Raw genomic sequence first — 26,083 nt, forward strand, 5'->3', positions numbered from 1 at the left:
GTATTAGTGTATTGCCTTTTCTGTTTTCTGAAGTGATTTGAGATCAAGATTACCACCTAAATGAGGACAGCTTACCAGATCCTGTACAGACTGGAAATTTACTTTATCCTTGGTATATCCAAAAGTAGATTCTAAAGTATTTGACAAATTTTTATCACTCAGATTGATCTCAATATCATTGGTAGTAAATTGTGCCGGATGCTCATGACCACAGGCATGGGTGATCTGCAGCAGCTCTTTTCTGAATTTCACAAAATAGAAATTGGTGCGCATGGATTTATCTGCAATATCAATACCTCTTTGCAGCCATTTGTTCTGGGTTGCAATTCCGGTAGGGCAGGTATTGGTATGACAGCTTTGTGCCTGTATACAGCCAATACTCATCATCGCTTCCCTACCAACATTGATACAATCTGCACCCAGTGCAAATGCCATCGCGGCTTTTGCCGGGAATCCTAGTTTCCCAGCCGCTACAAATACGACCCTGTCGGTAAGTTCATATTCCTGAAAGATTTTATAAACATCACTGAAACCGTAGATCCATGGCACTGAAACGTGATCGGCAAAACTAGGTGGTGCAGCACCGGTTCCGCCTTCGCCACCGTCAATACTTATAAAGTCAGGTCCGTGGTTTTTAGATTTCATGATTTTTGCAAGGGTATGCCAGTCGGCGAGATTACCAATCGCTGCTTTTATTCCTACAGGTAGTCCGGTAGCGGCCGCCATCTCTTCAATAAAATCCACCATTCCATCGAGGTCATCGAAAGCGGAATGATATGCTGGGGAAAGTACATCTTTTCCCATGGGAACTCCGCGAATTTCAGAAATTTCCTGGGAAATCTTTTTCGCTGGAAGTACACCTCCTTTTCCGGGTTTTGCACCCTGAGATAACTTAAGTTCGATAGCTCGAACCTGCGGATTCTCCTGTACCAGTTTGACCAGCCTGGACATATCGAAGTTCCCATGCTCGTCCCTGGTTCCAAAATATCCGGTTCCTATCTGGAAAACAACATCAGCTCCTTTTTTATGATAAGGAGACAACCCGCCTTCTCCAGTATTGTGGTATGCTCCGGCAAGTTTACAGCCTTCATTCAAAGATTCTATGGCCTTTGCAGAAAGTGAACCATAGCTCATAGCCGACACGTTAATAATCGAGGCCGGTCTGAATGGTCGTTTCCGCTTGTTATAAGTTCCCATTGCCTTGGCACAGGGTATCAATCCTGAGTTTTTCTCATTTGGATGTCCAGCTGGTAACTTATAAGGGAGAATAGCATTTTTTACGAAAATATAATGAGATGAATACATATCCTGGTCTGTACCAAAACCCTCATAATTATTTTCGTTTTTTGCTGAAGCATAGATCCAGCTTCGTTCGCGCCGGTTAAATGGCAACTCCTCCCTGTTATTAGCAACCAGATACTGTCGTATTTCCGGTCCAATGCTTTCCAGGAAGTAACGTAAGTGTCCAACCACCGGGAAATTATGTTTGATGGTATGTTTCCGGTTGAACAGTACATCATTGATCGCGATGAGCACTAATACGAATAGAATCCATCCCCACCATGGAATAGATGATATAAAGCTTAAAAACTGGTCCATTAGGAATTGCTTAAAAAGTCAAGAGTTAATTGTGTCATGGTTTTTACGCCAAGTAAAAGTCCGCTTTCATCAATAAAAAAGTCCGGAGTATGATGTCTTGTAGGTTCTCCATCTTCAGGCATTCCACCTAAAAAGAAGTAGAATCCCGGAACTTTCTCCTGAAAAAACGAAAAATCCTCTCCACCGGTAGTTGCTTTCATCAAATTGACATTCTCCTTTCCTGCAACATTTTCAAGAGTAGGAAGCATTTGTTGCGTAAGAGCCACATCATTAAATGTGATCGCAGTATTATTCTGAATGTCGATCGTGGCAGAACCACCGTATGCCTTAGCAATTGCCGGTACAAGTTCACGCATTCTGGATAAGATCACTTTCTTGTTTTCAGGATCCAGGGTTCTAACGGTTCCAATAAGTTCGGCGGTTTCAGGAATAATGTTGAAACGCACACCGCTCGTGATCTTTCCAACCGTGATCACAGAAGCCGACTCCGTTAGATCTGCATTTCTACTTATGATCGTTTGCAGGCCGTCAATGATCTTGGCAGAGATGAGTATTGGATCCACGCCACTCCATGGAGCAGAGCCATGCGCCTGTTTACCTTGAACATTGATCACAAATCTTTCAACGGCGGCCATGGTGCCTTCAGGTTTATATTTAATCGTGCCTACTGGAGTAGCAGCGTTAATATGCAAACCAAAAATAGCATCTACTGCAGGATTCTCAAGAACACCTTCCTTGATCATCAGTGAAGCTCCACCTTCTTCCCCCGGTGGTGGTCCTTCTTCCGCAGGTTGAAAAATAAATTTAACGCTGCCATGAATCTTGTCTTTGTGTTTGGAAAGAATTTCTGCCACACCCATTAGAATTGCCGTATGTGTATCGTGACCACAGGCATGCATTACCCCGGTTTGGGTGCCTAAAAATTCGGTAGTTTTAGTCGATTTAAATTCCAGATCATTTTTTTCTGTAACTGGGAGCGCATCGATGTCTGCTCGAAGCGCCAGGGTTTTACCGGGTTTGTCACCTTTTAAAATTCCTACAACACCGGTTTTTGCAATTCCGGTGCTGGTTTCGATACCTAAAGAATCCAGGTGTGCTGCGATCTTTTTAGCGGTTTCAAATTCGCGATTGGATAATTCAGGATTTTGGTGGAGGTCTCTACGCCACTCGATCACCCGTTCTTCTATATTCTGAAATTCATTTTCTGGAATATTCTGCTGCGCCTGAAGACCAAGTGTTGTGAGAAAAATGCCAAGAGTAATTATATATCTCATGTTAGAAAGTTTAGAATTTGATCAATTGATAATCATTTGCCTGAAGCTGTACCAGTGCCGTCATGGCGGAAAGCGCATATTTAACGTCTTTATGAACATCTTCAGGTTTTAAGTTATGATAAGCTGCACTTTGCCCGCAAAGGATAAGTTCCACACCCGCATTGGCCAGGGCTGTTAAAAGGGGAGTATTTGGATTGTTTTTAGTATCAGGATAAGCCTTTGTATATGAGAAGTCATCAAGAACATCTTTGGTTGCCGATCCATGGAAGACGAGAGCTATATGTATATTTTCAGGATCTACTCCGGCTTTTTCGTGCATATTCAAAAACCGGGCGGCGGTTTCTGCCAGTTTATTTACTTCAGAAGGATTAAAATTTCTGTCGATATCAAAAACCACTTTGTATACGAGACTGGTATCAACTTCAAATTTCGCGTGAGGAACTGCGACAGTTTTGCCAAAATCGGCTATAACATTTCCAGTTTCAAATTGCTGGCTGAAAGATAAATTTACCAGAAGGATGCTCAATAGCGTGATCAATTTCTTCATGTATGTGCGACGAAATAAAGTTGAGTTTTTAAAGATATTAAAATATCGTGCAATGCTTCAGAAGACTTCCTTAATGTTTAAAAATCGCATCGATACGGGTTTAGTTTTTTGAGCATTTTGGTTACCTTTCAGCATTAATAAAATGGAGAAGATTTGGAAGCTTACTTAGCTGAATTAAATGATGCACAAAGGGCCCCGGTGCTGCAGAAAGACGGCCCAATGATCGTGATCGCCGGTGCGGGATCTGGTAAAACCAGGGTATTAACCTACCGGATCGCTTACCTGATGAACCAGGGAGTGGATGCGTTCAATATACTATCACTAACCTTTACGAACAAAGCGGCGCGAGAAATGAAACAGCGTATCGCCAAAATCGTAGGTAACAGTGAGGCGAAGAATCTATGGATGGGGACCTTCCATTCTGTTTTTGCCAAAATGCTGAGGTTTGAGGCAGATAAGCTGGGATATCCTTCCAATTTCACCATTTACGATACCCAGGATTCGCATTCGGTTATACGAGCGATCATCAAGGATATGCGTCTCGACAAGGATGTTTATAAGTACAAGCAGGTCTACAACCGGATTTCTTCTTATAAAAACAGTCTGATTACGGTAAAGGCCTATTTCCAGAACCCGGAATTGCAGGAAGCTGATGCCATGTCCAAAAAACCACGACTGGGTGAAATTTATAAAGAGTACGTAGATCGTTGTTTCAAAGCTGGAGCAATGGATTTTGATGATCTTCTATTGAAGACGAACGAACTTTTAAACAGGTTTCCAGATGTACTGCATAAATACCAGAGTAGATTTAAATACATTCTGGTGGATGAGTACCAGGATACGAACCATTCTCAGTATTTGATCGTTAGAGCACTTTCAGATAAATTTCAGAACATTTGTGTGGTAGGTGATGATGCCCAGAGTATTTATGCCTTTCGTGGAGCCAATATCAATAATATTCTGAACTTCCAGAAGGATTATGACAATGTGCAAATGTATAGACTGGAGCAGAATTACAGGTCTACCAGGAATATTGTTCATGCTGCCAATTCCATCATCGATAAAAACAAGACAAAGCTTGATAAGATCGTATGGACTGCGAATGACGATGGACCTAAAATCGTTGTAAACAGGTTGCTTACAGATGGTGAAGAGGGTCGTTATGTGGCCAGTTCTATTTTTGAAAATAAAATGCAGCACCAGCTCAATAACGGTGATTTTGCGATCTTATATAGAACGAATGCTCAGAGTAGGGCAATGGAAGACGCACTGCGGAAAAGGGATATCCCTTACAGGATTTATGGCGGACTTTCATTCTACCAGCGAAAAGAGATCAAGGATGTCCTATCCTATCTAAGACTTATTCTTAATCACAAGGATGAGGAAGCTTTGAAAAGAGTGATCAATTATCCTGCACGGGGAATTGGTCAAACCACTATGGACCGACTTTCTGTAACGGCCAACGAGCATAACAGATCAATTTTTGAAGTTATCCAGAACCTGGACAAACTGGATCTCAAGATCAACCGTGGTACGCAAACAAAACTGGAGAATTTTGTGAATATGATCCAGAGTTTTGCGATCTCCAACGAGACCATGGATGCTTTCCAGATTGCTGAAATGGTGACCAAAAAAACTGGACTTGTTCAGGAACTCAAAAAAGATGGTACTCCTGAAGGAATTGCCAGAATTGAAAATATCGAAGAACTACTGAACGGGATCAGGGATTTTGTGGAAGGACAGCGGGAAATTGCAGATGCGACCGGCTCATTATCAGAATTTCTGGAGGACGTGGCACTGGCTACAGACCTGGATAATGATACTGGTGACGATGATCGTGTAGCATTAATGACCATTCACCTGGCAAAAGGTCTCGAATTTCCATACGTTTATATTGTAGGAATGGAAGAAGATCTCTTCCCATCAGGAATGAGTATGAATACGAGAAGCGAACTTGAGGAAGAGCGCAGGTTATTCTATGTTGCCATTACCAGAGCTGAAAAACAGGCGTATCTTACCTACACGCTTTCCAGGTATCGCTGGGGTAAACTTGTAGATGCAGAGCCCAGCAGGTTCATTGAGGAAATTGATGAGCAGTATCTTGAAACTCTTGTGCCGCAAGACGATTATAAATACAAGCCATTAATAGATACCGATATTTTCGGGGATGCGGTAGATAAAAGTAAATTACGGCAAACTAAACCCAGAACAGGAACTCCTCCTCCAGCTCATAAACCTTCAGAAGAACAACTGCGAAAATTACGCAAACTAAGGCCAGCTGCGAAAGAACCAGAGAAAGCGATGAATACCCTGGACCTTTCCGCAGGGAATGAAGTGGAACATATGCGCTTCGGAAAAGGGAAGGTTTTGAAACTCGAAGGTGTTGGACAGGATCGTAAAGCAGAAATCGATTTTGAACAGGGAGGTATCAAAAAATTACTTCTGCGTTTTGCCAAGCTGAAAATTCTTTCCTAAAAATATTAGGATTAATGTTTTAAATACATATATTAGCTATGAGTCGTAAGAATCCCTACGTTTTTATAGCTCGAAAAACCAAATAAAAAACAACGTTTTTATAGAGACCTGATTTGAGGTCTCTTTTTTTATGCCCTTCGCCCAGATACGTTAATCTTCTTCTAAAACACTGTTAGCAATTTATTTAAATTTCCATGGAACGCTAATCTATGTTCTATATTGAAAGAAAAAAGTTATGATCAAAGAAGGAAGTAAAGTAAAATGGGAATGGGGAAATGGAACTGCTGAAGGAAAAGTAAAAAGTACATTTACCAAAAAAGTCACCCGCACAATCGATGGAAATGAAGTAACCCGGGAAGGCGAAGAGGGTAACAAAGCTTTGTATATCGAGCAGGAAGACGGCAGTAATGTGCTCAAACTCGAAAGCGAAGTTAAAAAGGCAGACTAAGGCCTTAGATTTCTCCGGAATATCTTAATTTTAAGAAGATCAAAATATTTAAATATGGCTGAGCTTCTAAGAATTTACGATGAAAATCCCGCACCTAAGCACATTAATAAGGTAGTAGAAGTACTGAAAAAAGGAGGTCTTATCATTTATCCCACCGATACTATTTATGGACTTGGTTGTGATATTACCAACAACAGTGCATTAGAAAAGATTGCCAGGATCAAAAACGTAAAACTTGAAAAAGCTAATTTTTCCTTCGTTTGCGAAGATCTTAGCAATCTTTCTGATTATGTGAAACAAATTGATACTGCTACCTTCAAAATTCTCAAGAGATGTTTGCCAGGCCCGTATACATTTATTCTCCCGGGTGGAAACAATCTTCCCAGTGTTTTTAAAAAGAAGAAAACTGTAGGTATCAGGGTTCCTGATAATACGATTTGTCAGGCTATTGTCAAAGCCCTTGGAAACCCCATCATTTCAACTTCTATTCGTGATGAAGATGAGGTTCTTGAATATAGTACAGACCCGGAATTAATTCGTGAAAAATGGGATAATCTGGTGGATCTTGTTATTGATGGGGGTTACGGGGATAACGTTGCCTCTACAGTGATCGACCTAACAACCCCGGAGCCCGAGGTAATTCGGGAAGGAAAAGGCTCTCTGGAGATTATGTAATTTTATGAATTGGCGCCCAATCTAGTTAATTCACTATTAAAGGGGCATTAGTGTTCTTCAAATTTAAGCAGAGTTAGTAACTTAATGAAAAAATAGGTTATGAGTAAATTAGAGACTACAACGAAGGTCAACGGGCAACCCGTTAATTTATATTATGAAGACTATGGAGAAGGTAAACCTGTCATATTGATTCATGGCTGGCCATTAAGTCACCGAATGTGGGAATACCAAATTGAGACCATTGTTGAAGCAGGTTTTAGGTGTATTGCTTATGACCGCAGAGGATTTGGTGACAGCGACAAGCCGTGGACAGGCTACGATTATGATACTCTTGCAAGTGATTTAAATGATCTCATCACTAAGCTGGATCTTACAGAGGCAACTATTGTTGGTTTTTCTATGGGCGGGGGAGAAGTTGCGCGTTATATCGCAAACTATGGGACTGCCAAATTAAGCAAAGCAGCATTAATCTCTGCGGTGCCACCATTTATGCTAAAGACCGACGATAACCCTGATGGGCTGGAAGAAGAAACTTTTGAAGGATTTAAAAAGAGTCTGCGTAAAGATCGTCCCGGCTTCCTTTCAGAATTTGGAGATCAATTCCTGAATTTCGAAGATAACTCAGATCGCATTAGTGAGGATATGGCACATTACTACTGGTCTATTGGTTGCCAGGCGTCACCAAATGCTACGATCGAGTGTGTGGATTCTTTCGGAAAAACTGATTTTAGAGAGGATCTCAAAAAATTTGACATCCCAACACTGGTGGTTCACGGTACAGCAGATAAGGTAGTGCCCATTGAAATGTCTGGACAGAAAAGCGCGGAAATGATCGCCAACAGTGAATTCCACGAGGTGGTAGATGCTCCACATGGTTTGATACTTACCCATACGACAGAATATAACAGGCTGCTAGTAGATTTTCTTAGTAAGTAAATTGAAGAATAAAACTTAAAAGCTCTCGAAAGAGGGCTTTTTTTATAAGCTCTCCAGAAATGCTTTATGGATCGCTGCTGCAGATTGAGGCTTGCCTTTCGATTTCTCAGATTCTGCCAGCTCAGCACCGTTTCGCGCAGCTTGCAACCTTTGAGCAGGTGTTCCATGATGACCGGGACTATCAATCAGGCAATCTCCAGAATTAAAACTCATTTCAAAAAAAGAATCGATACGCTTCCAGTTATATGTCGCTCCTTTTTTGTGAACGAGAAAATAAGCTGCTGCAAAATCTGCTTCTAATTCTTTTAAAAGTTCGGGATTCCTGGATTCGAAATAATCTCCTTCCCAGACATGCTGAAACTCAAATTGTGCCTGGTGCCACCACTCGTGTGCAAGTAGTCCGCTAAAAGCTATCTCTCCGGGGACTCCCGACTGTTCCAGTAATTCCAGAATACCATCGCTTATGACCATCAGTCCATTGGAGCTGGTGAATGCTTCCAGGGCGAAAAAATGGTTTTCCGGGATCTGTTCACTTGATTCAGAATAATTGAGAATATGCCGAGCTTTCATTTCAGCTTCTTTTGCATTGCGAACACTGCGATCAAAACTTTCGATCATATCTGCCAGATATCGAAAATCTTGCAGAGTTGCGGTATGCTGTCCATTCAAATAAATCTGCCGGTCAAGCTCCCAGAATTTCTTAAGTTCCCGTAATCGTTTTTTTGCCAGTTGATTGAATTGTCCATCGATACCGTAATAGTTTGGTCCGATATAATGAGTAACATATTTGTGATGAAGATCACGTAAGTAAAAAGCCAGCTGTAGATCAAAAGTTGGATCCTGTATAAGCATCTCAAAATTCTTCTTTAAAACTTCCTGGAAAGCTGTCATTTCACAGGTAGTAGTTTTAGCGATTGACGCTTCAGTTGCTGTTTTGAAATAGGCAGAGCTCAGGCTCATCTCCTCAATTTCAATTTCAGCAGAAGTATGGCGAACCGATGGTGGTAGCGTTTCAATAGGATCTGATGAGCAGGATACCTGAAGCAGGTACAACATTAGAAGAAGTATTCCGCTACTAATTTTGATTGTTTTCATAATTAGTGATTTTACGAGTAGGGAATACTACTAATTTAGTATAAATTATTGAAGATCAGAAGTTAATGCTATTAAATAAAAAAAGCCCCTGCAGTGCAGAGGCTTTTGTGTGATGAAGTTTTTTTCTTATTTACCCTGAGAAGTTGCTTTCTCCATTCCATCTTCGATCATACTGTAAAACTGATCAAGTTTAGGAAGAACAACAATTCTTGTTCTACGGTTTTTAGCACGACCTTCAGCAGTTTCATTACTTGCGATTGGCACATAGTAAGATCTACCTGCAGCAGTCATACGCGCTGGCTCAACACCAAATTCGTCCTGAAGAACACGTACTACAGAAGTTGCACGTTTTACACTTAGATCCCAGTTGTCCTCGAACATAGAGGTGCTGATAGCTTTATCATCTGTATGACCTTCAACCATGAATTCGATGTTTGGCTTATTGTTTACAACCGTAGCTACTTTTCCAAGAACTTCTTTCGCACGGGATGTTACGTTGTAACGACCGCTATCAAAAAGTAACTTGTCTGAAATAGATACGTAAACCACACCTTTCTCTACGTTGATCTCGATATCCTCATCATTAAGGTTACCAAGAGCACCTTTAAGACTTGTTACAAGAGCAAGAGTTACAGAATCTTTCTTGTTCATTGCATCCTGCATAGAACGAATGGCAAGGTCCTTTTCTTTGATGCTTTCCAGAGAACGCTCCATGTTCTCAGCTTCTTTCTTAGAAAGAGTAGCTAAGTTCCCTACGTTATTCAATAACGCAGCGTTTGTATTATTTAAAGTTGCAACCTGGCTATTTAGACGCTCTTTCTCATCAAGACAGGAGTTTAATTTTACTGTAGCAGTATTTAATTGATCCTGAGTTTCACGTTGTTTTGTTTCAAGTTCATTGTATTTTTTCTGTGAAACACATGAAGATAGCAAAAGGGCCGCAGTAGCCGACATTAGCATGATTTTTTTCATAACTAGTTTCTTAAAATTTAAATTGTTAGAGGGCCAAAAATATCAAAAAAATAGCAAGGTGGAAAGCTATTTTAACATTTCCTTTTTATATTATTTTTCAAGTTCACTAAAGCGCGCCTTTTTCAGTATAAAATGTTGATACACAATAGAACGCAAATTATAATATTGATCAATTTTGAATTCATCCGGACGCTTTTTTCTCATCTTGTTAAATGAGGAGTAGAAGCTGCCATGAGCTTTCAAAACTGCTGTAAAATGATCCGGTTTTCCATCGCTTAAAAACTTCAGAGCAGCAACTCCGTCAAGGATCATTCTGCCAAATATAATTGGCAACAGATCCCTGGATCTGAGGTTTTTCAGCAGTAAAAAAAGACCGTTTCTAAAATTATAATAGGTTTTCTTGGGATCCATACTGGAAAGGGTCGCTCCACCTACGTGATAAACGACAGAATCTGCAGCATATTTTATTCTATATCCCATATTCTGAATTCGCCAGCAAAGATCTATTTCTTCCTGATGAGCAAAGAAATCCTCGTCCAGCCCTCCAGCTTCCTGGTAAACAGAATTTCTTATGGCAAGGCATGCACCAGACGCCCAGAATATTTCAGCATTGTTGTCGTACTGTCCCGAATCCTCTTCCGTGGTTTGAAAAATTCTTCCCCGACAGTAAGGATATCCAAATTGATCAAGATAACCACCGGCAGCACCGGCATATTCAAAATGGTCTTTCCTTTTGTAATCCAGAATCTTAGGTTGAATGGCCGCCACTTCAGCTTCCTTCTGAAAAATTTCCACAATAGGAGCAAGCCAGCTGCTGGTCACTTCCACATCGCTGTTCAGTAAAACTATGATTTCTTCGGAAACCTGCTTCAGAGCTTCGTTGTATCCACCGGCATAACCATTATTCGATGTATTCTGAATAACTTGAACCTGAGGAAAATTTCTCTTTAAGAACTTCACCGAATCATCTGAAGAATGATTATCTGCTACGTAGACCTTTGCATCTTCAGAATAAAGCAATATGGAAGGGAGGAACTTCTCCAGCAAATCTTTTCCATTCCAGTTCAGGATCACTACAGCTGTATTCATGCTCGTTGATATTCCGGTAATTCAGTTAAAAAAATATAAGTTTGCTTTTCGTAATCCATCTGGCAAAAATAATGTTCCAGTCCGTTGGTCACCATTAAATAATTGGCTTTTAAACTAAGATTATATCTGGCGATCTGGTCGAAGGTATCTTGGGTGATCTTGATTTTTGGAGCTTTGCATTCCACGATAATATGGATATTGCCTTCCGGCTCGAACACCACGACATCATACCTTTTGGTAAGACCAGCGATCTTTAATTGTTTTTCAACATTGATAAGGCTTAGCGGGTAATTTTTTTCCTTTTCCAAAAATTTTACCGTGTGCTGGCGAACCCATTCTTCAGGTGTAAGGATGATAAACTTTTTCCGTAGATCGTCAAAAACAGCTACTTTATTTTGATTATTTTTGAACCGAAATGAGTAGGATGGAAAATTCAGCTTTTGCATTTTTCAAAAGTAATGAAGATTATCCAGTGATAAAATATCACCTTCAGTTTTCCAGCAATTCATAAATCGCCGTAAACTCCTCTATGGACGAAGCCAGAAAAATTGTAAACGACATTAAGCAGGGTGATATCAAACCTATCTATTTCCTGATGGGTGAGGAAACCTTTTATATCGACGGAATTTCAAACTATATCGCAGACAATCTTCTGTCCGAAGATGAAAAAGGCTTCAATCAAATGACTCTCTACGGAAGAGATACAAGTATCGAGGAGATCGTGAGCAATGCCAAACGGTATCCAATGATGGCCGAAAGGCAGGTAATCATCGTAAAAGAAGCACAGGATCTTTCCAGAACGATCGAAAAACTGGCAGATTACGCTGAAAATCCTCAGCCTACCACAGTTCTGGTCATGTGCTATAAATATAAAAAGATCGATAAGCGCCGGAAACTGCATAAAACCATCTCGAAATCAGGTCTTATCTTTGAAAGTAAGCGACTGTATGAAAACCAGGTAGGAGACTGGATCATGAAGACCATGAAAGGTCGGGGGTATTCGATTGCACCCAAAGCCTCTCAAATGCTCGTTGAATTCCTGGGAACAGATCTCGGGAAGATCGATAATGAACTTCAAAAGCTTCAGCTTATCTGCAAAAAGGAAACGCTTATTAGTCCGGAGATCATCGAAGAAAATATCGGGATTAGCAAAGATTTCAACAATTTTGAATTGCGTAAAGCGATAGGAGAAAGAGATACTTTGAAAGCACATCGCATAATCAACTATTTTGCTCAGAACCCCAAGGACAATCCACTGGTAGTGACCATAAGCCTGTTGTTTTCTTATTTTTCCCAAATCCTGCAATATCACGGGCTCAAGGATAAATCCAAGGGAGCGGTTTCCAAACAATTAAAGATTAGTCCTTATTTTGTAGGTGATTACATCACAGCAGCAAGAAATTTTCCCATGAAAAAAGTAAGCAGGGTCATTAGCGATCTGCATGAAACCGATGTGAAAAGTAAAGGTGTAGGCGCTGCAAATGTATCGCAGGGAGATCTGCTTAAAGAACTACTTGTAAAAATCTTGAACTAAATGAATAAATTTTCAACCTGGGTTGGTGCGGCAAGGCTGAGAACACTTCCATTATCCATTTCAGGAATTATTGTAGGAAGTAGTATCGCTGCACAACAAGGCCGGTTCAATCTGGCAATTTTTAGTCTCGCCCTGGGAACTACCCTGGGATTACAGATCCTTTCAAACTTTGCGAACGATTACGGTGATGGGGTAAAGGGAACCGATAACGAGGATCGTATAGGGCCCATTCGCGCCCTACAGAGCGGGATCATTACTCAGAAAGAAATGTTGCGTGCCATGATCGTTACGGCAATTGCAACTTTTATACTGGCAGTATTACTAATCTATGCTTCTTTCGAAGATGAGAACTGGATCGCTGCCCTGGTTTTTTTAATCCTGGGAATCGGGGCTATCGTCGCTGCCATCAAATACACCGTGGGAAATTCGGCTTATGGTTACCGGGGAAGAGGTGATATTTTCGTTTTTATATTCTTTGGACTGGTCGCCGTCTACGGTAGTTATTTTTTATATACTCATGACCATAATCTCGTAAGCTTTTTACCGGCGATTGCCATAGGTTTTTTGAGTGTGGCAGTTCTAAATCTCAATAATCTCAGGGATCGAATCTCAGATGCGAAAGCTGGAAAGAATACACTGGTGGTAAAGTTAGGCGAGCGAAAAGCCAAGAATTACCATTTTCTGCTTATCATTGGAGCGTTATTTTTTATGTTGATCTATTCTGCAATGGTCTCCAGGGAACTGGACGATATTATGTATGTGGTGGGTTTTATTCCTTTAATCTTTCATTTAATGCGCGTTGATAAGAACGAAAATCCTAAAGACCTGGATCCGGAACTAAAGATCGTTGCCCTTTCCACCTTTGCAATTTCTATCCTGTTTGCGATAGGCCTGGTGATTTAATTCACAAGTTTAACAAAACTATATATCCAGCCACTTAGCCGAGTTTGGTTGAATTCCTATTTTTATGTAAACCGAAAAACTTGTTTGATGAAAGTTACATTTTACGGGCAGAACTCGCTCGCTCTCGAGATTGGAAATAAGCATATTATCGTAGATCCTTTTATTACAGGAAACGATCTTTCCAAGGATAAAGTGGATATCAATGATTTAAAGGCAGACTATATTCTACTAACGCACGCTCACGAAGATCATGTTCTGGATGCGGAAGCGATTGCGAAAAATACCGGTGCGACCATTGTAAGCAATTACGAGATCGCTAATCATTATGGTGACAAAGGCTTCGAGGTACATCCCATGAATCATGGCGGAAGCTGGGATTTTGACTTCGGAAGAGTAAAATATGTAAATGCTTTGCATACCAGTTCATTTCCTGATGGCAAATACGGCGGTCAACCCGGCGGTTTTGTGATCGAAACTGATGGCGGAAATATTTATATCGCCGGTGATACAGCTTTGACGCTTGATATGAAATTGATTCCTATGCGTACCAAAATTGACCTTGCCGTGCTGCCAATTGGAGATAATTTTACCATGGGTGTGGACGATGCAATTTTGGCCAGTGATTTTATTGAATGTGATCGCATCCTGGGATGTCACTATGATACCTTTGGTTACATAGAGATCGATCACGATCTTGCCAAAAAGAAATTTGCCAATAAGGGCAAGGAGCTTTTACTCCTGGAAATTGGTGAATCTGTTGAATTATAAACATGAAAGCTTCTTACAAACGATACCTTTTAAACTTTAAACGCCCCAGTGGAACTTCCCGGGGCGTTCTTACTGAAAAAGAGACCTGGTTTCTGAAGATCGAGGATAAAGAAAGTGTTGGCGTAGGTGAATGCGGAATCCTTCGATCTTTAAGCTATGATGATCGTCCAGGTTACGAGGATAAGCTGCAGTGGGTTTGTAACAATATTAATCTGGGAAAAGAAATGTTGTGGGAGGAACTGCGGGAGTTCCCAAGTATTCAGTTTGGAGTGGAAATGGCCTTTCAAAGCCTGGCATCCAGAACTCCTTTTGAACTATTTCCTTCAGAATTTACGCGAGGCAAGGACCAGATCGCCATCAACGGACTCATATGGATGGGTGATAAGGAGTTCATGAAAGAACAGATTTCAGAAAAGATCGAGCAGGGCTTTCGCTGTATTAAGCTGAAAATTGGCGCGATAGATTTTGAAACTGAAATTGCATTACTGAAATCTATCCGGAAGAATTTTTCCGCAGAAACCATGGAGCTGAGAGTCGATGCCAATGGAGCATTTCATCCAGCCGAAGCATTGAAAAAATTAGAGCGGCTCTCTAAATTCGACCTTCATAGCATTGAACAGCCTATCAAACAGGGTCAAATTACAGAAATGACGCATTTATGCGCCAACACACCGGTTCCAATTGCCCTGGATGAGGAATTGATAGGAGTTACAGATGTAACAGAAAAGGCAAAACTGATACAAACTATACAACCGCAGTATGCCATTTTTAAGCCGAGTTTGATTGGTGGAATAAAAGGTACCCGGGAATGGATGGATATCTGTGAAGCTAACCAGGTGCAATGGTGGATTACCAGCGCGTTGGAGAGCAATGTTGGGCTCAATGCGATCGCGCAGTGGACTTACACTTTGGATACAGATCTTCCGCAAGGACTGGGAACGGGTGGTTTGTATACGAATAATTTTACCAGTCCTTTGCTGGTGCAGGATGGTAAGATTCAATATGATCCCAAGTTAAGCTGGGATTTTAAATTTTAAGAAAACTATGTTTATAGCGCAGGCGTTCAAATACGAACATTCTTTCTGGAGATATCTGGTGATTCCGATACTGTTTTTTGGCCTGATGGCTCTCAATTATGTAGCGGTAGAAATGCTGGATCTGGACGTGAATGAAATGATGCGACAGCAAATCGAAAGTAAAGGTTCCAACCGCGTACTATTTGAAAACCTGTTATCATTTCTCGTCTTTCTAGCTGGATTACTCTTATGGGTAAAGTATGTCCATAAACAACCAATCAAAACATTAACCACCAGTCGAAACAAAGTGGACTGGAGTAGGTTCTGGTTTGCCTTCGCACTGGTTGCCGTGTTCAATATTGGTATTACGGTACTGGACTATTATTCGAATCCGCAGGATTATGTGCTGAATTTTCAATGGGAACCCTTCTTATATCTTGTGTTGATCTCAGTTTTTCTGATTCCTATCCAAACGAGTTTTGAAGAATATTTTTTCCGGGGCTATTTGATGCAGGGGATAGGAGTACTGGCTAGAAACAGGTGGATTCCCCTGGTACTTACGTCTGTTATTTTTGGTGGCTTACATTATTTTAATCCTGAAGTGACCAAACTGGGCAATATTATTATGATCTACTATATTGGAACAGGTTTTATGCTTGGGATCATGACCCTGATGGATGAAGGTATGGAGCTTGCCCTAGGGTTTCATGCTGCGAACAATCTAATCACAGCTTTGCTGGTCACTGCCGACTGGACCGCATTTCAAACCAATTCTATTTTAAAAGATGTTTCAGAACCTTCCGCCGGGTGGGACGTACTCATCCCTGTTCTGGTCATCTATCCCATCTTTCTGTTCATATTTGCCAGGAAGTACAAGTGGAATAACTGGTCTGAAAAGCTCTTCGGAAGGGTGGAAAAACCTGAAAATGTAACAATTACTTAGGATTTTGAAGAAATTAATTGCAAATTCTTAACTTTAAGTAATTGGTGAATGTCCAACTTAGCTTGAAGTATGAATAATAATTACAAGATTCCTGAAACTCACCCTGACTTTAGGTTGAACAAACGGCACTTCACGAATGCCGAATTGAAACATATCGCTTACAGTTACATCAAGGAAGGAGAACCATTCGAACAACAAATTGGTAATTTTCTTCTGGACTGGTTAAAAACAACAGATTATATCGAAGTGCATACTTCAGGTTCTACCGGAAAGCCTAAGAAAATCAGGCTTACCAAGGAGCATATGATCAACTCTGCACTGGCAACCTCAAAATTCTTTAAACTTCCCAATCATACGAAAGCATTATTATGCCTGCCTGTAGACTATATCGCAGGGAAGATGATGTTGGTAAGGGCCATGTTTTTAGGTTGGGATCTCGATTCGGTTCCACCGTCTTCAAGTCCATTCGATCAATTGTACAAGGTTTATGATTTTTCAGCAATGACGCCGTTCCAGCTGGACAACTCGATAGGTAGGCTACACCTGGTCAAAAAGCTGATCATTGGTGGAGGAGCAGTTTCACCGAGATTGCGAAAAATGCTGGTAGACCTGGATACGAGAATTTACGAAACCTATGGGATGACCGAAACCTGTAGTCATATTGCCGCAAAACGTTTGAATCCAAAAAAGAAAAAAGCATCAAAAGCTTTTAAATTACTTCCAAATGTGAGTATCGCCAAAGATGATCGTGATTGCCTGGTGATTAAAGCTCCTAAGGTACTGGACGAGGAAATTGTGACGAATGATGTGGTGGAAATCATCACCTATAAAAAATTTATCTGGAAAGGCCGGTATGATAATGTAATCAATTCCGGAGGGATCAAGATCTTTCCTGAAGAGATCGAACGGAAGATCAATAAAAAGCTGGATCATCGATTTTTTATCACCTCCATGCCAGATGATGCATTGGGTGAGAAAGTAGTAATGTTCGTGGAAGATGATTTTTCCGAAGAAAGATTAGCGGAACTTAAGGAAATTATTCAAAAAATGAAATCTCTGGGGAAATATGAAAAGCCACGAAAGATTTACCTGGTGGCCAAATTCGAGGAAACTCCCAACGGGAAGATTCACCGTGAAAACACCGCTAAAAGTAAAGTCTCCTAGATGATTAGAACAATTCTTATCATTTTAATCCTGTGCCATTTGAACGAACTACAGCTTTACGATTTCAATGAAAATACGTCGATCAACAACTGGGTGATCGTGGAAGATCGTGTTATGGGTGGAAGGTCCAGCGCATCCATCAAATTAACCGGAGAAGGTCACGCCAATTTCAGCGGGTTTGTATCGCTTGAGAATAATGGAGGTTTCGCTTCGGCACGGTATCGTTTGAATGTAGAAGGAGTACAGCGTTACTCGAAAGTGGTGATAAGATTAAAAGGTGATAGGAAAAACTATCAATTCAGGCTCAAAAATCAATTAAGTGATCGCCACTCCTACATAAAGGAGTTTGCTACCAGTGGAGAATGGCAGAAAATTGAACTGAATCTTTCAGATATGTATCCTGGTTTTCGTGGCAGAACTCTGGATATCCCAAACTGGGATCACGATAGAATACAGGAAATTAGTTTTCTTATTGGTAATAAAACCAACGAAGAATTCAGTTTATTAATTGATTATATTCGACTCAAATAAACCCGTCCTCATTATTTTTTACATATGCGTAACATACTAGGTTTTTTATTTTGTCTGCTTTCTTTGAGTACTCATGCCCAGATTCTTTCAGAAAAAGATCGTGCTTCGGTACGCGATGAGATTTTGGCGGAGCGATTTGATAAACTTCTGCCTGATTTGATGGATCGTGCTGAAATTGATATGTGGGTAGTTATTTCAAGAGAATATAACGAAGATCCCGTGATGAAAACCATGCTGCCTTCAACCTGGCTTAACGCGAGACGAAGAACCATGCTGGTATTTGCGAAAAATGGGGATACCATAGAAAAACTAGCGGTCGCGCGTTACAATATTGGCGATGCCATCAAGTCTGCATGGGACAAGGAAAAGCAACCCGACCAATGGAAGGCGCTGGCCGACATTATTAGCTCAAGAGATCCTGAAAAAATTGGGATCAATATTTCTGAAAATTATGGTCTTGCAGACGGACTTGTAAAAACCGATTACGAGGAGTTTCTTAAAAACTTACCTGAAAACTATCATTCGAGATTGATCTCTGCGGAAGAGTTGGCCGTAGGATGGATAGAAACCCGAACCCTCAAAGAAATGCTCATATTTAGCTCTCTCGTGGAGCTTACCCACGATGTCATTGAAGAGGCTTTTAGCACTAAAGTGATCGAACCTGGAGTAACTACCACAGATGATGTGGTCTGGTGGTTACGACAAAAGGTGACCGACCTGGGACTGGAAACCTGGTTTCATCCAACGGTTGATATTCAGCGAAATAATGAGGCACTGGTGGATCACATTACCGCATTCTCAGATGAAAATGGCAGCGATATCATCCTGAAAGGGGATCTCCTTCATTGCGATTTCGGAATTTCTTATTTGGGTTTGAATACAGACTGCCAGCAAATGGCTTATGTACTTAAGGATACCGAAACTGAAGCTCCGGAATTTTTACAGGAAGCCCTGGCCAAAGGAAACAGGTTGCAGGATATTTTAACTGAAAATTTTAGAACCGGTAGAACCGGAAACGAAATTCTCGCTGCAAGTCTTAAAAAAGCAAAAGCTGAAGGTTTAAAGCCTTCCATATATACACACCCACTTGGACTTTACGGTCATTCTGCAGGTTCTACCATTGGAATGTGGGATCAACAGGGCGGAGTTCCCGGGAGCGGTGATTATCCACTTTATGAGGACACAGCCTACGCCATCGAGTTAAATACTGAAGTAAATATTCCAGAATGGAACAAGGATATAAGGATCATGCTGGAAGAAGCTGGTTTCTGGGGGAAAGAAGGTTTTCGATATGTGAATAAGAGACAGACATCTTTAATATTGATTGATCTCTCTACGGAATAAAAAAAAAGCAGCTTTTCAGCTGCTTTTTTATGACTTGATTTTTTCCAATGCAATATAAAATTCCAGGTCATTTAACAGGATTTCATCCAGTTCTTCACCAGTTTCAAAACGTTGCCATTCTGAAGTGGCATCGAGTCTTAACTCTTCCTCATCTATTAATAGATCTACTGGCATATTGAAATTGGCAACATCTGCTTTCCATCGATACTGGAAGTGATCATCGCCCTGTTTTAATTGTAAAACAGGCAATGCCGAATGTCTCAGATATTGATCGAAAACCGGTTTTAAATCTACTTTGGTAGCTTTATCGAAAAAGGCCTCTGTATCTTCTGTATTGATAGTTTTATGCCTGTAAGTGCTGGTATAGTCACGCAGGGTGTTCCACCAAAGTTCATCGTCATTATAAATACTCCTGATCATATTCAGAAGATTCGCACCTTTAAAATACATATCTCCGGAACCTTCAGCATTCACTCCGTAATCTCCTATGATAGTGCTATTATTGCTAATACCTCTTCTGGTCCCTTTTAAATATTCCTGAGCTTTTTCTTTGCCCCAGCGGCATTCTACATAAATAGCTTCAGTATAGCTGGTAAAACCTTCTTGGATCCACATATCTGCAATATCTTTTGCGGTGATGCTATTTCCATACCACTCGTGACCAGATTCGTGAATGATGATATAATCCCAAAGAAGTCCGATTCCGGTTCCGGAAAGATCATTTCCAAGGTAACCTTTCATATACTCATTCCCATAAGCCACAGCCGACTGATGTTCCATTCCTAAATAAGGAGTTTCTACCAGCTTAAATCCATCCTCTTCAAAAGGATATGGGCCCATTTTTTCATAGAAACAAGCCATCATATCCTGAACCTCTTCGAATTGTTTTTTTGCTTTCTCGAGGTTGTAAGGCAGGACATAATAATCAAGATCAAGATCTTTAAATTTATCTGAGAAATGAGTGTAATTCCCGATATTGATCATGATGTTGTAATTATTAATGGGACTTTTTACGGCCCACTTCCATTTCGTGTATCCATCTTTTAACTCTTCTTTCCCTAAAAATCTTCCGTTGGAGACATTCATGAGTCCGTTTGGTACCGCGATATCGATTTGGGCAGCATCTGGTTCATCGCTTTGATGATCTTTATTGGGATACCAGAGACTAGCGCCGGTTCCCTGTACTGCCACTCCCACCCATGGGTTTCCGTCTTCATCGGTATCCCAGACAAAACCTCCATCCCAGGGTGCGTTCTTGGCAACAATAGGATTTCCGTGGTAATAGAATTTAATAGAGTCTGATAGTCCCTCTTCCAGTGCTTCTTTAAAATTTATGAAAACGGCGTTGTGCTTACGGGTATATTCCAGTTTTGTATGTTGATGCTTAATAGAATCTATCTGCATATTTTCAAACAGGTCCAGTTGCATCACAGGTAAGGTCCCAAGGACTTTGAAATGAATGGTATTGCTTCCCGCGATTGATCGTGCGTCTGGATTCACTTTAAGATCCAGGTGATATTTGGTAACATCGTAATTGGATCTTTCCGGTCGTAAGGAACCCCTTAAAGTATCAGCTTCAGTATAAGTAGTATGATTTGAGCCAACAACCTGCGCCTCCAGGTTCATTGATAATAGAAAGGTGACCAGCAAGCCAACAAATAATAATTTATTCTGCATGTATAACAAATAATTGAGCATTAGGATCCTCTTCCAGTTTCTCCTGCATGCTGTTGGTTAATTCGGTAAAACTTTTTAGCGACTGTCCTTTACAGACTCCATAAGAATAATGGTATTTCAATAATTCCAGATCCTCGTCACTCAGTCTTCTATAAGAATTACAGGCAGATAATATGCTGGAGCAATCAAGTTCCTTACTTGAAGAGAAGTAGCCAAGTGATTTGAAGAAATGATATTTCAGCAGGTTTTCTTTTAGAAGATTATTGGTAACCACCGCAGTATTCACTTTTAATGAAGCTTTATAGATCTGGCTTTTGCCATTCCAGCTAACGTAATAACCACTCTTATTACCAATCCTGGGTTCGTGTTCAATCTTGTGATCTTCGTTAACATAATAGACAACATAATTGCTTTTCTCCCGAATAAAATTCCGACTAATTTTGAGGGAGTCAACCTCGCTGGATAGTTTTTCTGCAAAATTCATAAGAAATTTTGCATCGTCTTCAGGCACACTTTTATCAAAGTAAATACGAATTTCATCTTTCCAGTAACGCATGAATCTCGATGAATCTACCTTGTTTTCTATATTGTAAGCTACCGCTTTGTATCTGTCCAAGAAAACCGAATCTTTAGGTTCGTAGCGAACCCGCTTCTTACCGCGAAAAGGATCATAATCCATTGGCACCTGGACCATGGAGTCGCCGTTTATGTAACGAACATCCACAGTATCAGGAATAGATTTGAACTGCGAGAGATATACTGTTTTAGGAATATATTTCCTGGAACGTCTCAGGCCTATCGTATCCTGTGCATATCCCTGGCTGGACATTATCATTACCAGAAGTAGTATTATTTTCTTCATAGAAATCAGGTTTGGATGACTCCCATATTGAAATCTTTTTCAATCGGGGCGTGGTCTGCGGCTTCAATTCCCATCGAGATCCATTTTCTGGTATCTTTCGGTTCTATCACTGCATCTGTCCAAAGTCTGGCTGCAGCGTAATAGGCTGAAGTCTGCTCGTCATATTTCGCTTTAAGTTTTTCAAAAACTTCTTTTTCTTTCGCTTCATCTACTTTTTCTCCTTTCTTGGCCATGGAAGCGGTTTCGATTTGTGCCAGTACTTTTGCAGCCTGAGTTCCTCCCATTACCGCAAGTTCTGCACTTGGCCAGGCAGCGATCAGCCTTGGGTCGTAAGCTTTACCGCACATCGCGTAATTTCCTGCTCCGTAGGAATTTCCAAGAATGATGGTGAATTTTGGTACTACAGAGTTACTTACAGCATTAACCATTTTTGCTCCATCTTTTATGATCCCGCCATGTTCACTCTTACTTCCTACCATAAAACCGGTCACATCCTGTAGAAAGACCAGAGGAATTTTCTTTTGATTACAGTTGGCAATAAAACGTGTCGCCTTATCTGCAGAATCTGAGTAGATGACTCCTCCAAACTGCATTTCTCCTTTTTTTGTTTTTACGATCTTACGCTGATTGGCTACGATTCCTACCGCCCAGCCATCTATTCGCGCATAACAGGTAAGAATGGTTTGTCCATAACCTTCTTTATATTCTTCAAATTCAGAATTGTCAACCAGTCTTTCAATGATCTTACGCATATCGTATTGATCACTTCTTTTCTTCGGAAGAATTCCGTAGATCTCATCTGGATCTTCTTTAGGCTTTACAGGTTTTTTGTGACTGAAGCCGGCTCTGTCAAAATCCCCGATCTTATCCATGATATTCTGGATCTTGGTAAGGGCATCCTTATCATCCTTGGCTTGGTAATCTGTTACTCCGCTAATTTCAGAATGAGTTGTAGCGCCGCCAAGCGTCTCGTTATCGATACTTTCTCCTATGGCGGCTTTTACAAGATAACTTCCGGCAAGAAAGATACTTCCTGTTTTTTCTACGATAATTGCCTCATCACTCATGATTGGAAGATAAGCTCCACCAGCTACACAGCTACCCATTACGGCAGCGATCTGGGTAATTCCCATGCTGCTCATAACCGCGTTGTTCCTAAAGATCCTTCCGAAGTGCTCTTTATCCGGAAATATTTCATCCTGCATAGGCAGAAAAACTCCTGCACTGTCTACCAGATAAATAATAGGTAGTCGGTTTTCGATAGCGATCTCCTGAGCCCTGAGATTCTTTTTTCCTGTAATGGGGAACCATGCACCGGCTTTTACCGTGGCATCATTTGCCACCACAATACATTGCTTTCCTGAAACATGCCCGATCTTCACCACAACACCGCCACCAGGACAGCCACCGTGTTCTTCGTACATTCCTTCTCCGGCAAATGCTCCAATTTCTATCGCTTTCTCAGCATCATCAAGCAAGAAATTGATACGCTCTCTCGCGGTCATTTTCCCTTTTTCATGATGTTTTTCTATTCTTTTTTCTCCACCACCTAATTTTACCTTGGCAAGTTTCTGTCTTAAAGTGGAAACCAGTAACTTGTTATGATCTTCATTCTTATTGAAGTTGATATCCATTATTTTGAATTTATTACAAGAATTTGATTATTTTAATGTGATTAATTCGAAATTAATCTATTTTCTGAATAATTTTTAAGAATTCTCATTCAGAAACGGCTTATGGCTAAAATACAAAAAGACAGCAATTCTTTAGATCAATTGCGTTATTTATAGTTAAACTCACATTAAAATCGCATCTATGGCAATGAATAAAAACACCATTTTCGCCTGGGCCTCTTTTCTTACATTTTTGGTAGGTACAGCTTTGGTATTATTAGGAGTATTGAAATATAAAGAATACGCCATTGGCTTTTCGGTTACCGGCATAGGATTTTTCTTCATTTCATGGGTATTCAATGCTTTAAAAGGTAGAATCTAGTATGAATACAAGTGCTATTAAGAACCAGATCGCCGCGCATCTGGATGGAGGCGAGGCGTTTCTTCCCGTTCAGAATTTGATAGATACGATCCCTTTTAACAAAACAGGTATACGACCGCATAATTTGCCTTACTCTTTATACGAACTATTTTATCATATCGTATTCGCACAAAAGGATATTCTGGATTATTGTGTCGAGAAGAATTATTCCGCTGCCAACTGGCCAGATGACTACTGGCCTGAAATGCACAAACCACAAAACGAACAGGAATGGGATGACCTGAAGACTCAGTTCCTTCAGGACCGGGAGTGTTTAAGAAACTTTATTACTTCCGAAGAAAATGCGCTTGATGACCTGGTCCTGAATTCTAGTGAACATAAGATCATACGTCAGGTTTTGCTGGTTATCGAACATAATGCCTATCATACCGGTCAATTAGTTTTAGTATCCAGATTATTGGAAATTTATGATAATTGATTTCTCTGAAAATTTCAGGATATTTGCACTCGCAATCATTTGAAAATTAATTACACAAAAATATGTCAGACGATAAAAAAGTGATCTTTTCGATGTCTGGTGTGACCAAAACCTTTCCGAAGGCAAACACACCGGTATTGAAAAATATCTATTTAAGTTTCTTTTATGGCGCCAAGATCGGGATCCTTGGTCTTAACGGCTCGGGTAAATCTACCTTGATGAATATCATTGCCGGGAAGGACACAAACTTCCAGGGTGATGTGGTCTTCTCGCCTAACTATACGGTGGGAATGCTGGAACAGGAACCAGAACTTGATGATGAGAAAACGGTCCTGGAAGTAGTAAAAGAGGGTGCTGCTGAAACGGTAGCCATTCTTGATGAATACAACAAGATCAATGATATGTTCGGCCTGCCGGAAGTTTATGAGGATGCAGATAAGATGCAGAAACTTATGGACAAGCAGGCAGAACTTCAAGACAAGATCGATGGCAGTAATGCCTGGGAACTGGATACGAAGCTGGAAATTGCGATGGACGCTTTAAGAACTCCGGAGCCAGATAAAAAGATCGGCGTGCTTTCAGGAGGGGAAAGAAGAAGAGTTGCGTTATGCAGATTGCTGCTTCAGGAACCAGATGTTCTTTTGCTTGATGAGCCTACTAACCACCTTGATGCAGAATCGGTACACTGGCTGGAGCATCACCTGCAACAATATAAAGGAACAGTGATCGCGGTAACCCACGACAGGTATTTCCTGGATAATGTAGCTGGATGGATCCTTGAACTGGACAGGGGAGAGGGTATCCCATGGAAAGGAAACTATTCTTCCTGGCTGGATCAAAAATCTAAACGACTTGCGCAGGAGCAGAAACAAGCGAGTAAAAGACAGAAAACCCTGGAGCGAGAGCTGGAATGGTCAAGAATGAGTCCGAAAGGAAGACAGTCCAAGCAAAAGGCGAGATTAAAGAATTACGATAAACTTCTTAGTCAGGACCAGAAGCAAATGGACGAAAAGCTGGAGATCTACATTCCAAACGGACCTCGACTAGGTACAAATGTGATCGAGGCTGAGGGTGTTAGCAAAGCTTTTGGGGATAAACTTCTTTATGAGGATTTGAACTTCCAGTTGCCACAAGCGGGAATTGTTGGGATCATTGGACCAAACGGTGCAGGTAAGACCACGATCTTTAAAATGATCATGGGGGAAGAAACTCCGGATAAGGGATCATTCAAAGTTGGTGAAACTGCCCAGATCGCTTATGTGGATCAAAGCCACTCCAATATAGATCCTGAAAAGACCATCTGGCAAAACTTTAGTGATGAACAGGAATTGATCATGATGGGTGGTCGCCAGGTGAATTCGCGAGCTTATTTAAGCAGGTTTAACTTTAGCGGTAGCGAACAGAATAAGAAAGTAAACATGCTTTCTGGTGGAGAGCGAAACAGGTTGCACCTGGCCATGACCTTAAAAGAAGAAGGAAACGTTCTGCTTCTGGATGAGCCTACGAACGACCTGGATGTAAACACGCTTCGTGCTCTGGAAGAAGGCCTGGATAATTTTGCTGGATGTGCTGTAGTGATTTCTCACGACCGTTGGTTCCTGGACAGAATCTGTACACATATTTTAGCATTCGAAGGAGATTCACAGGTGTATTTTTTTGAAGGTAGCTTCTCAGATTATGAAGAGAACAAGAAAAAACGATTGGGCGGGGATTTGATGCCTAAACGTATCAAATACAAAAAACTGACTCGTTAAGAAA

The 26,083-nt window shown here is 40.8% G+C and carries 25 protein-coding genes; 15 read left to right on the plus strand and 10 right to left on the minus strand.

Annotated features, from left to right (window positions below; all coding sequences use genetic code 11):
• Positions 1-3: 3 nt before the first annotated feature.
• The 3 genes from G529_RS0110370 to G529_RS0110380 are packed head-to-tail and all read right to left on the minus strand — an operon-like array spanning position 4 to position 3,420.
• Positions 4-1,599, minus strand: coding sequence for an FMN-binding glutamate synthase family protein (locus tag G529_RS0110370; RefSeq protein ID WP_026915457.1), 1,596 nt, complete (start codon positions 1,597-1,599; stop codon positions 4-6).
• A complete protein-coding gene (locus tag G529_RS0110375; protein ID WP_026915458.1) occupies positions 1,599-2,873 on the minus strand; it encodes an amidohydrolase in 1,275 nt (424 codons plus the stop codon). Before G529_RS0110375 ends, G529_RS0110370 begins: the two co-directional genes overlap by 1 nt.
• Positions 2,874-2,883: 10 nt before the next feature.
• Positions 2,884-3,420 carry a DsrE family protein gene (locus tag G529_RS0110380; RefSeq protein ID WP_026915459.1) on the minus strand — a complete coding sequence of 179 codons (537 nt, stop codon included), beginning with the start codon at positions 3,418-3,420 and terminating at the stop codon, positions 2,884-2,886.
• Between the two features lie 153 nt (positions 3,421-3,573).
• Here G529_RS0110380 and G529_RS0110385 point away from each other — a divergent pair, with 153 nt between their 5' ends.
• The 4 genes from G529_RS0110385 to G529_RS0110400 all read left to right on the plus strand — a co-directional run bounded on the left by G529_RS0110385 (position 3,574) and on the right by G529_RS0110400 (position 7,954).
• The gene (locus G529_RS0110385) at positions 3,574-5,895 is read left to right on the plus strand and encodes an ATP-dependent helicase (RefSeq protein ID WP_026915460.1); all 2,322 of its coding nucleotides are present in this window, start codon (positions 3,574-3,576) and stop codon (positions 5,893-5,895) included.
• 235 nt (positions 5,896-6,130) lie between these two features.
• Positions 6,131-6,343 carry a hypervirulence associated TUDOR domain-containing protein gene (locus G529_RS0110390; RefSeq protein ID WP_026915461.1) on the plus strand — a complete coding sequence of 71 codons (213 nt, stop codon included), beginning with the start codon at positions 6,131-6,133 and terminating at the stop codon, positions 6,341-6,343.
• A gap of 54 nt (positions 6,344-6,397) precedes the next feature.
• The gene (locus G529_RS0110395; RefSeq protein WP_026915462.1) at positions 6,398-7,018 is read left to right on the plus strand and encodes an L-threonylcarbamoyladenylate synthase; all 621 of its coding nucleotides are present in this window, start codon (positions 6,398-6,400) and stop codon (positions 7,016-7,018) included.
• 99 nt (positions 7,019-7,117) lie between these two features.
• Complete coding sequence (locus tag G529_RS0110400; protein ID WP_026915463.1) at positions 7,118-7,954, plus strand: alpha/beta fold hydrolase; 837 nt, start codon at positions 7,118-7,120, stop codon at positions 7,952-7,954.
• Positions 7,955-7,996: 42 nt separating this feature from the next.
• On the opposite strand, the gene G529_RS0110405 is transcribed toward G529_RS0110400, so the two are convergent.
• The 4 genes from G529_RS0110405 to G529_RS0110420 all read right to left on the minus strand — a co-directional run bounded on the left by G529_RS0110405 (position 7,997) and on the right by G529_RS0110420 (position 11,556).
• Complete coding sequence (locus G529_RS0110405; protein WP_157514608.1) at positions 7,997-9,049, minus strand: hypothetical protein; 1,053 nt, start codon at positions 9,047-9,049, stop codon at positions 7,997-7,999.
• Positions 9,050-9,175: 126 nt separating this feature from the next.
• Entirely contained in the window at positions 9,176-10,021 is an 846-nt protein-coding gene (locus tag G529_RS0110410) for an OmpA/MotB family protein (RefSeq protein WP_026915465.1), read from the minus strand.
• 90 nt (positions 10,022-10,111) lie between these two features.
• Positions 10,112-11,110: a glycosyltransferase family 2 protein gene (locus G529_RS0110415; RefSeq protein ID WP_026915466.1), complete on the minus strand. Its 999-nt coding sequence runs from the start codon at positions 11,108-11,110 to the stop codon at positions 10,112-10,114.
• Positions 11,107-11,556 (minus strand): type I restriction enzyme HsdR N-terminal domain-containing protein, encoded by a 450-nt coding sequence (locus G529_RS0110420; RefSeq protein ID WP_026915467.1) that lies wholly within the window; start codon positions 11,554-11,556, stop codon positions 11,107-11,109. The genes G529_RS0110415 and G529_RS0110420 overlap by 4 nt, the downstream gene beginning before the upstream one ends.
• 83 nt (positions 11,557-11,639) lie before the next feature.
• On the opposite strand from G529_RS0110420, the gene holA reads away from it, so the two are divergent.
• From holA to G529_RS0110465, 8 genes are all read left to right on the plus strand, one after another.
• Positions 11,640-12,644: a DNA polymerase III subunit delta gene (holA, locus tag G529_RS0110430; protein ID WP_026915468.1), complete on the plus strand. Its 1,005-nt coding sequence runs from the start codon at positions 11,640-11,642 to the stop codon at positions 12,642-12,644.
• Positions 12,645-13,547, plus strand: a complete 903-nt coding sequence (gene menA, locus G529_RS0110435) for a 1,4-dihydroxy-2-naphthoate octaprenyltransferase (protein WP_026915469.1) — start codon at positions 12,645-12,647, stop codon at positions 13,545-13,547. It begins immediately after the preceding gene.
• Positions 13,548-13,634: 87 nt separating this feature from the next.
• A complete protein-coding gene (locus tag G529_RS0110440) occupies positions 13,635-14,315 on the plus strand; it encodes a metal-dependent hydrolase (protein WP_026915470.1) in 681 nt (226 codons plus the stop codon).
• A 2-nt stretch (positions 14,316-14,317) separates the two neighbouring features.
• Positions 14,318-15,352 carry an o-succinylbenzoate synthase gene (locus G529_RS0110445; protein WP_026915471.1) on the plus strand — a complete coding sequence of 345 codons (1,035 nt, stop codon included), beginning with the start codon at positions 14,318-14,320 and terminating at the stop codon, positions 15,350-15,352.
• A 7-nt stretch (positions 15,353-15,359) separates the two neighbouring features.
• Entirely contained in the window at positions 15,360-16,274 is a 915-nt protein-coding gene (locus G529_RS0110450; RefSeq protein ID WP_026915472.1) for a CPBP family intramembrane glutamic endopeptidase, read from the plus strand.
• Positions 16,275-16,343: 69 nt separating this feature from the next.
• Positions 16,344-17,438, plus strand: a complete 1,095-nt coding sequence (locus G529_RS0110455) for an AMP-binding protein (RefSeq protein WP_026915473.1) — start codon at positions 16,344-16,346, stop codon at positions 17,436-17,438.
• Positions 17,439-17,969, plus strand: a complete 531-nt coding sequence (locus G529_RS0110460; protein WP_051201412.1) for a CIA30 family protein — start codon at positions 17,439-17,441, stop codon at positions 17,967-17,969.
• Between the two features lie 24 nt (positions 17,970-17,993).
• Positions 17,994-19,313, plus strand: coding sequence for a M24 family metallopeptidase (locus G529_RS0110465; protein WP_026915475.1), 1,320 nt, complete (start codon positions 17,994-17,996; stop codon positions 19,311-19,313).
• Between the two features lie 27 nt (positions 19,314-19,340).
• Here the strand turns inward: G529_RS0110465 and G529_RS0110470 are convergent, their stop codons facing one another.
• The 3 genes from G529_RS0110470 to G529_RS0110480 are packed head-to-tail and all read right to left on the minus strand — an operon-like array spanning position 19,341 to position 23,486.
• The gene (locus G529_RS0110470; RefSeq protein WP_026915476.1) at positions 19,341-20,990 is read right to left on the minus strand and encodes a M1 family metallopeptidase; all 1,650 of its coding nucleotides are present in this window, start codon (positions 20,988-20,990) and stop codon (positions 19,341-19,343) included.
• Positions 20,980-21,852 (minus strand): hypothetical protein, encoded by an 873-nt coding sequence (locus tag G529_RS0110475; RefSeq protein WP_026915477.1) that lies wholly within the window; start codon positions 21,850-21,852, stop codon positions 20,980-20,982. The genes G529_RS0110470 and G529_RS0110475 overlap by 11 nt, the downstream gene beginning before the upstream one ends.
• A gap of 5 nt (positions 21,853-21,857) precedes the next feature.
• Complete coding sequence (locus tag G529_RS0110480) at positions 21,858-23,486, minus strand: acyl-CoA carboxylase subunit beta (protein ID WP_026915478.1); 1,629 nt, start codon at positions 23,484-23,486, stop codon at positions 21,858-21,860.
• Between the two features lie 181 nt (positions 23,487-23,667).
• Between G529_RS0110480 and G529_RS16710 the strand changes: the two genes are divergently transcribed.
• The 3 genes from G529_RS16710 (at position 23,668) to ettA (ending at position 26,079) form a co-directional block, all read left to right on the plus strand.
• The gene (locus G529_RS16710) at positions 23,668-23,847 is read left to right on the plus strand and encodes a CAL67264 family membrane protein (protein ID WP_084509772.1); all 180 of its coding nucleotides are present in this window, start codon (positions 23,668-23,670) and stop codon (positions 23,845-23,847) included.
• A 1-nt stretch (position 23,848) separates the two neighbouring features.
• Positions 23,849-24,325, plus strand: a complete 477-nt coding sequence (locus G529_RS0110490) for a DinB family protein (RefSeq protein WP_026915479.1) — start codon at positions 23,849-23,851, stop codon at positions 24,323-24,325.
• A 62-nt stretch (positions 24,326-24,387) separates the two neighbouring features.
• A complete protein-coding gene (ettA, locus tag G529_RS0110495) occupies positions 24,388-26,079 on the plus strand; it encodes an energy-dependent translational throttle protein EttA (protein WP_026915480.1) in 1,692 nt (563 codons plus the stop codon).
• Positions 26,080-26,083 lie beyond the last annotated feature (4 nt).

This window comes from Christiangramia portivictoriae DSM 23547, assembly GCF_000423045.1.
Taxonomy (GTDB): domain Bacteria; phylum Bacteroidota; class Bacteroidia; order Flavobacteriales; family Flavobacteriaceae; genus Christiangramia; species Christiangramia portivictoriae.

Coding starts and splice junctions, on each gene's coding strand:
- G529_RS0110480 (WP_026915478.1), bottom strand. CDS start 23,486: ATGGATATCAACTTCAATAAGAATGAAGATCATAACAAGTTACTGGTT.
- G529_RS0110445 (WP_026915471.1), top strand. CDS start 14,318: ATGAAAGCTTCTTACAAACGATACCTTTTAAACTTTAAACGCCCCAGT.
- G529_RS0110460 (WP_051201412.1), top strand. CDS start 17,439: ATGATTAGAACAATTCTTATCATTTTAATCCTGTGCCATTTGAACGAA.
- ettA (WP_026915480.1), top strand. CDS start 24,388: ATGTCAGACGATAAAAAAGTGATCTTTTCGATGTCTGGTGTGACCAAA.
- G529_RS0110470 (WP_026915476.1), bottom strand. CDS start 20,990: ATGCAGAATAAATTATTATTTGTTGGCTTGCTGGTCACCTTTCTATTA.
- G529_RS0110395 (WP_026915462.1), top strand. CDS start 6,398: ATGGCTGAGCTTCTAAGAATTTACGATGAAAATCCCGCACCTAAGCAC.
- G529_RS0110465 (WP_026915475.1), top strand. CDS start 17,994: ATGCGTAACATACTAGGTTTTTTATTTTGTCTGCTTTCTTTGAGTACT.
- G529_RS0110420 (WP_026915467.1), bottom strand. CDS start 11,556: ATGCAAAAGCTGAATTTTCCATCCTACTCATTTCGGTTCAAAAATAAT.
- G529_RS0110370 (WP_026915457.1), bottom strand. CDS start 1,599: ATGGACCAGTTTTTAAGCTTTATATCATCTATTCCATGGTGGGGATGG.
- G529_RS0110400 (WP_026915463.1), top strand. CDS start 7,118: ATGAGTAAATTAGAGACTACAACGAAGGTCAACGGGCAACCCGTTAAT.
- G529_RS0110475 (WP_026915477.1), bottom strand. CDS start 21,852: ATGAAGAAAATAATACTACTTCTGGTAATGATAATGTCCAGCCAGGGA.
- G529_RS16710 (WP_084509772.1), top strand. CDS start 23,668: ATGGCAATGAATAAAAACACCATTTTCGCCTGGGCCTCTTTTCTTACA.
- G529_RS0110455 (WP_026915473.1), top strand. CDS start 16,344: ATGAATAATAATTACAAGATTCCTGAAACTCACCCTGACTTTAGGTTG.
- G529_RS0110375 (WP_026915458.1), bottom strand. CDS start 2,873: ATGAGATATATAATTACTCTTGGCATTTTTCTCACAACACTTGGTCTT.
- G529_RS0110390 (WP_026915461.1), top strand. CDS start 6,131: ATGATCAAAGAAGGAAGTAAAGTAAAATGGGAATGGGGAAATGGAACT.
- G529_RS0110440 (WP_026915470.1), top strand. CDS start 13,635: ATGAAAGTTACATTTTACGGGCAGAACTCGCTCGCTCTCGAGATTGGA.
- G529_RS0110380 (WP_026915459.1), bottom strand. CDS start 3,420: ATGAAGAAATTGATCACGCTATTGAGCATCCTTCTGGTAAATTTATCT.
- menA (WP_026915469.1), top strand. CDS start 12,645: ATGAATAAATTTTCAACCTGGGTTGGTGCGGCAAGGCTGAGAACACTT.
- G529_RS0110405 (WP_157514608.1), bottom strand. CDS start 9,049: ATGAAAACAATCAAAATTAGTAGCGGAATACTTCTTCTAATGTTGTAC.
- G529_RS0110410 (WP_026915465.1), bottom strand. CDS start 10,021: ATGAAAAAAATCATGCTAATGTCGGCTACTGCGGCCCTTTTGCTATCT.
- G529_RS0110450 (WP_026915472.1), top strand. CDS start 15,360: ATGTTTATAGCGCAGGCGTTCAAATACGAACATTCTTTCTGGAGATAT.
- G529_RS0110415 (WP_026915466.1), bottom strand. CDS start 11,110: ATGAATACAGCTGTAGTGATCCTGAACTGGAATGGAAAAGATTTGCTG.
- holA (WP_026915468.1), top strand. CDS start 11,640: ATGGACGAAGCCAGAAAAATTGTAAACGACATTAAGCAGGGTGATATC.
- G529_RS0110490 (WP_026915479.1), top strand. CDS start 23,849: ATGAATACAAGTGCTATTAAGAACCAGATCGCCGCGCATCTGGATGGA.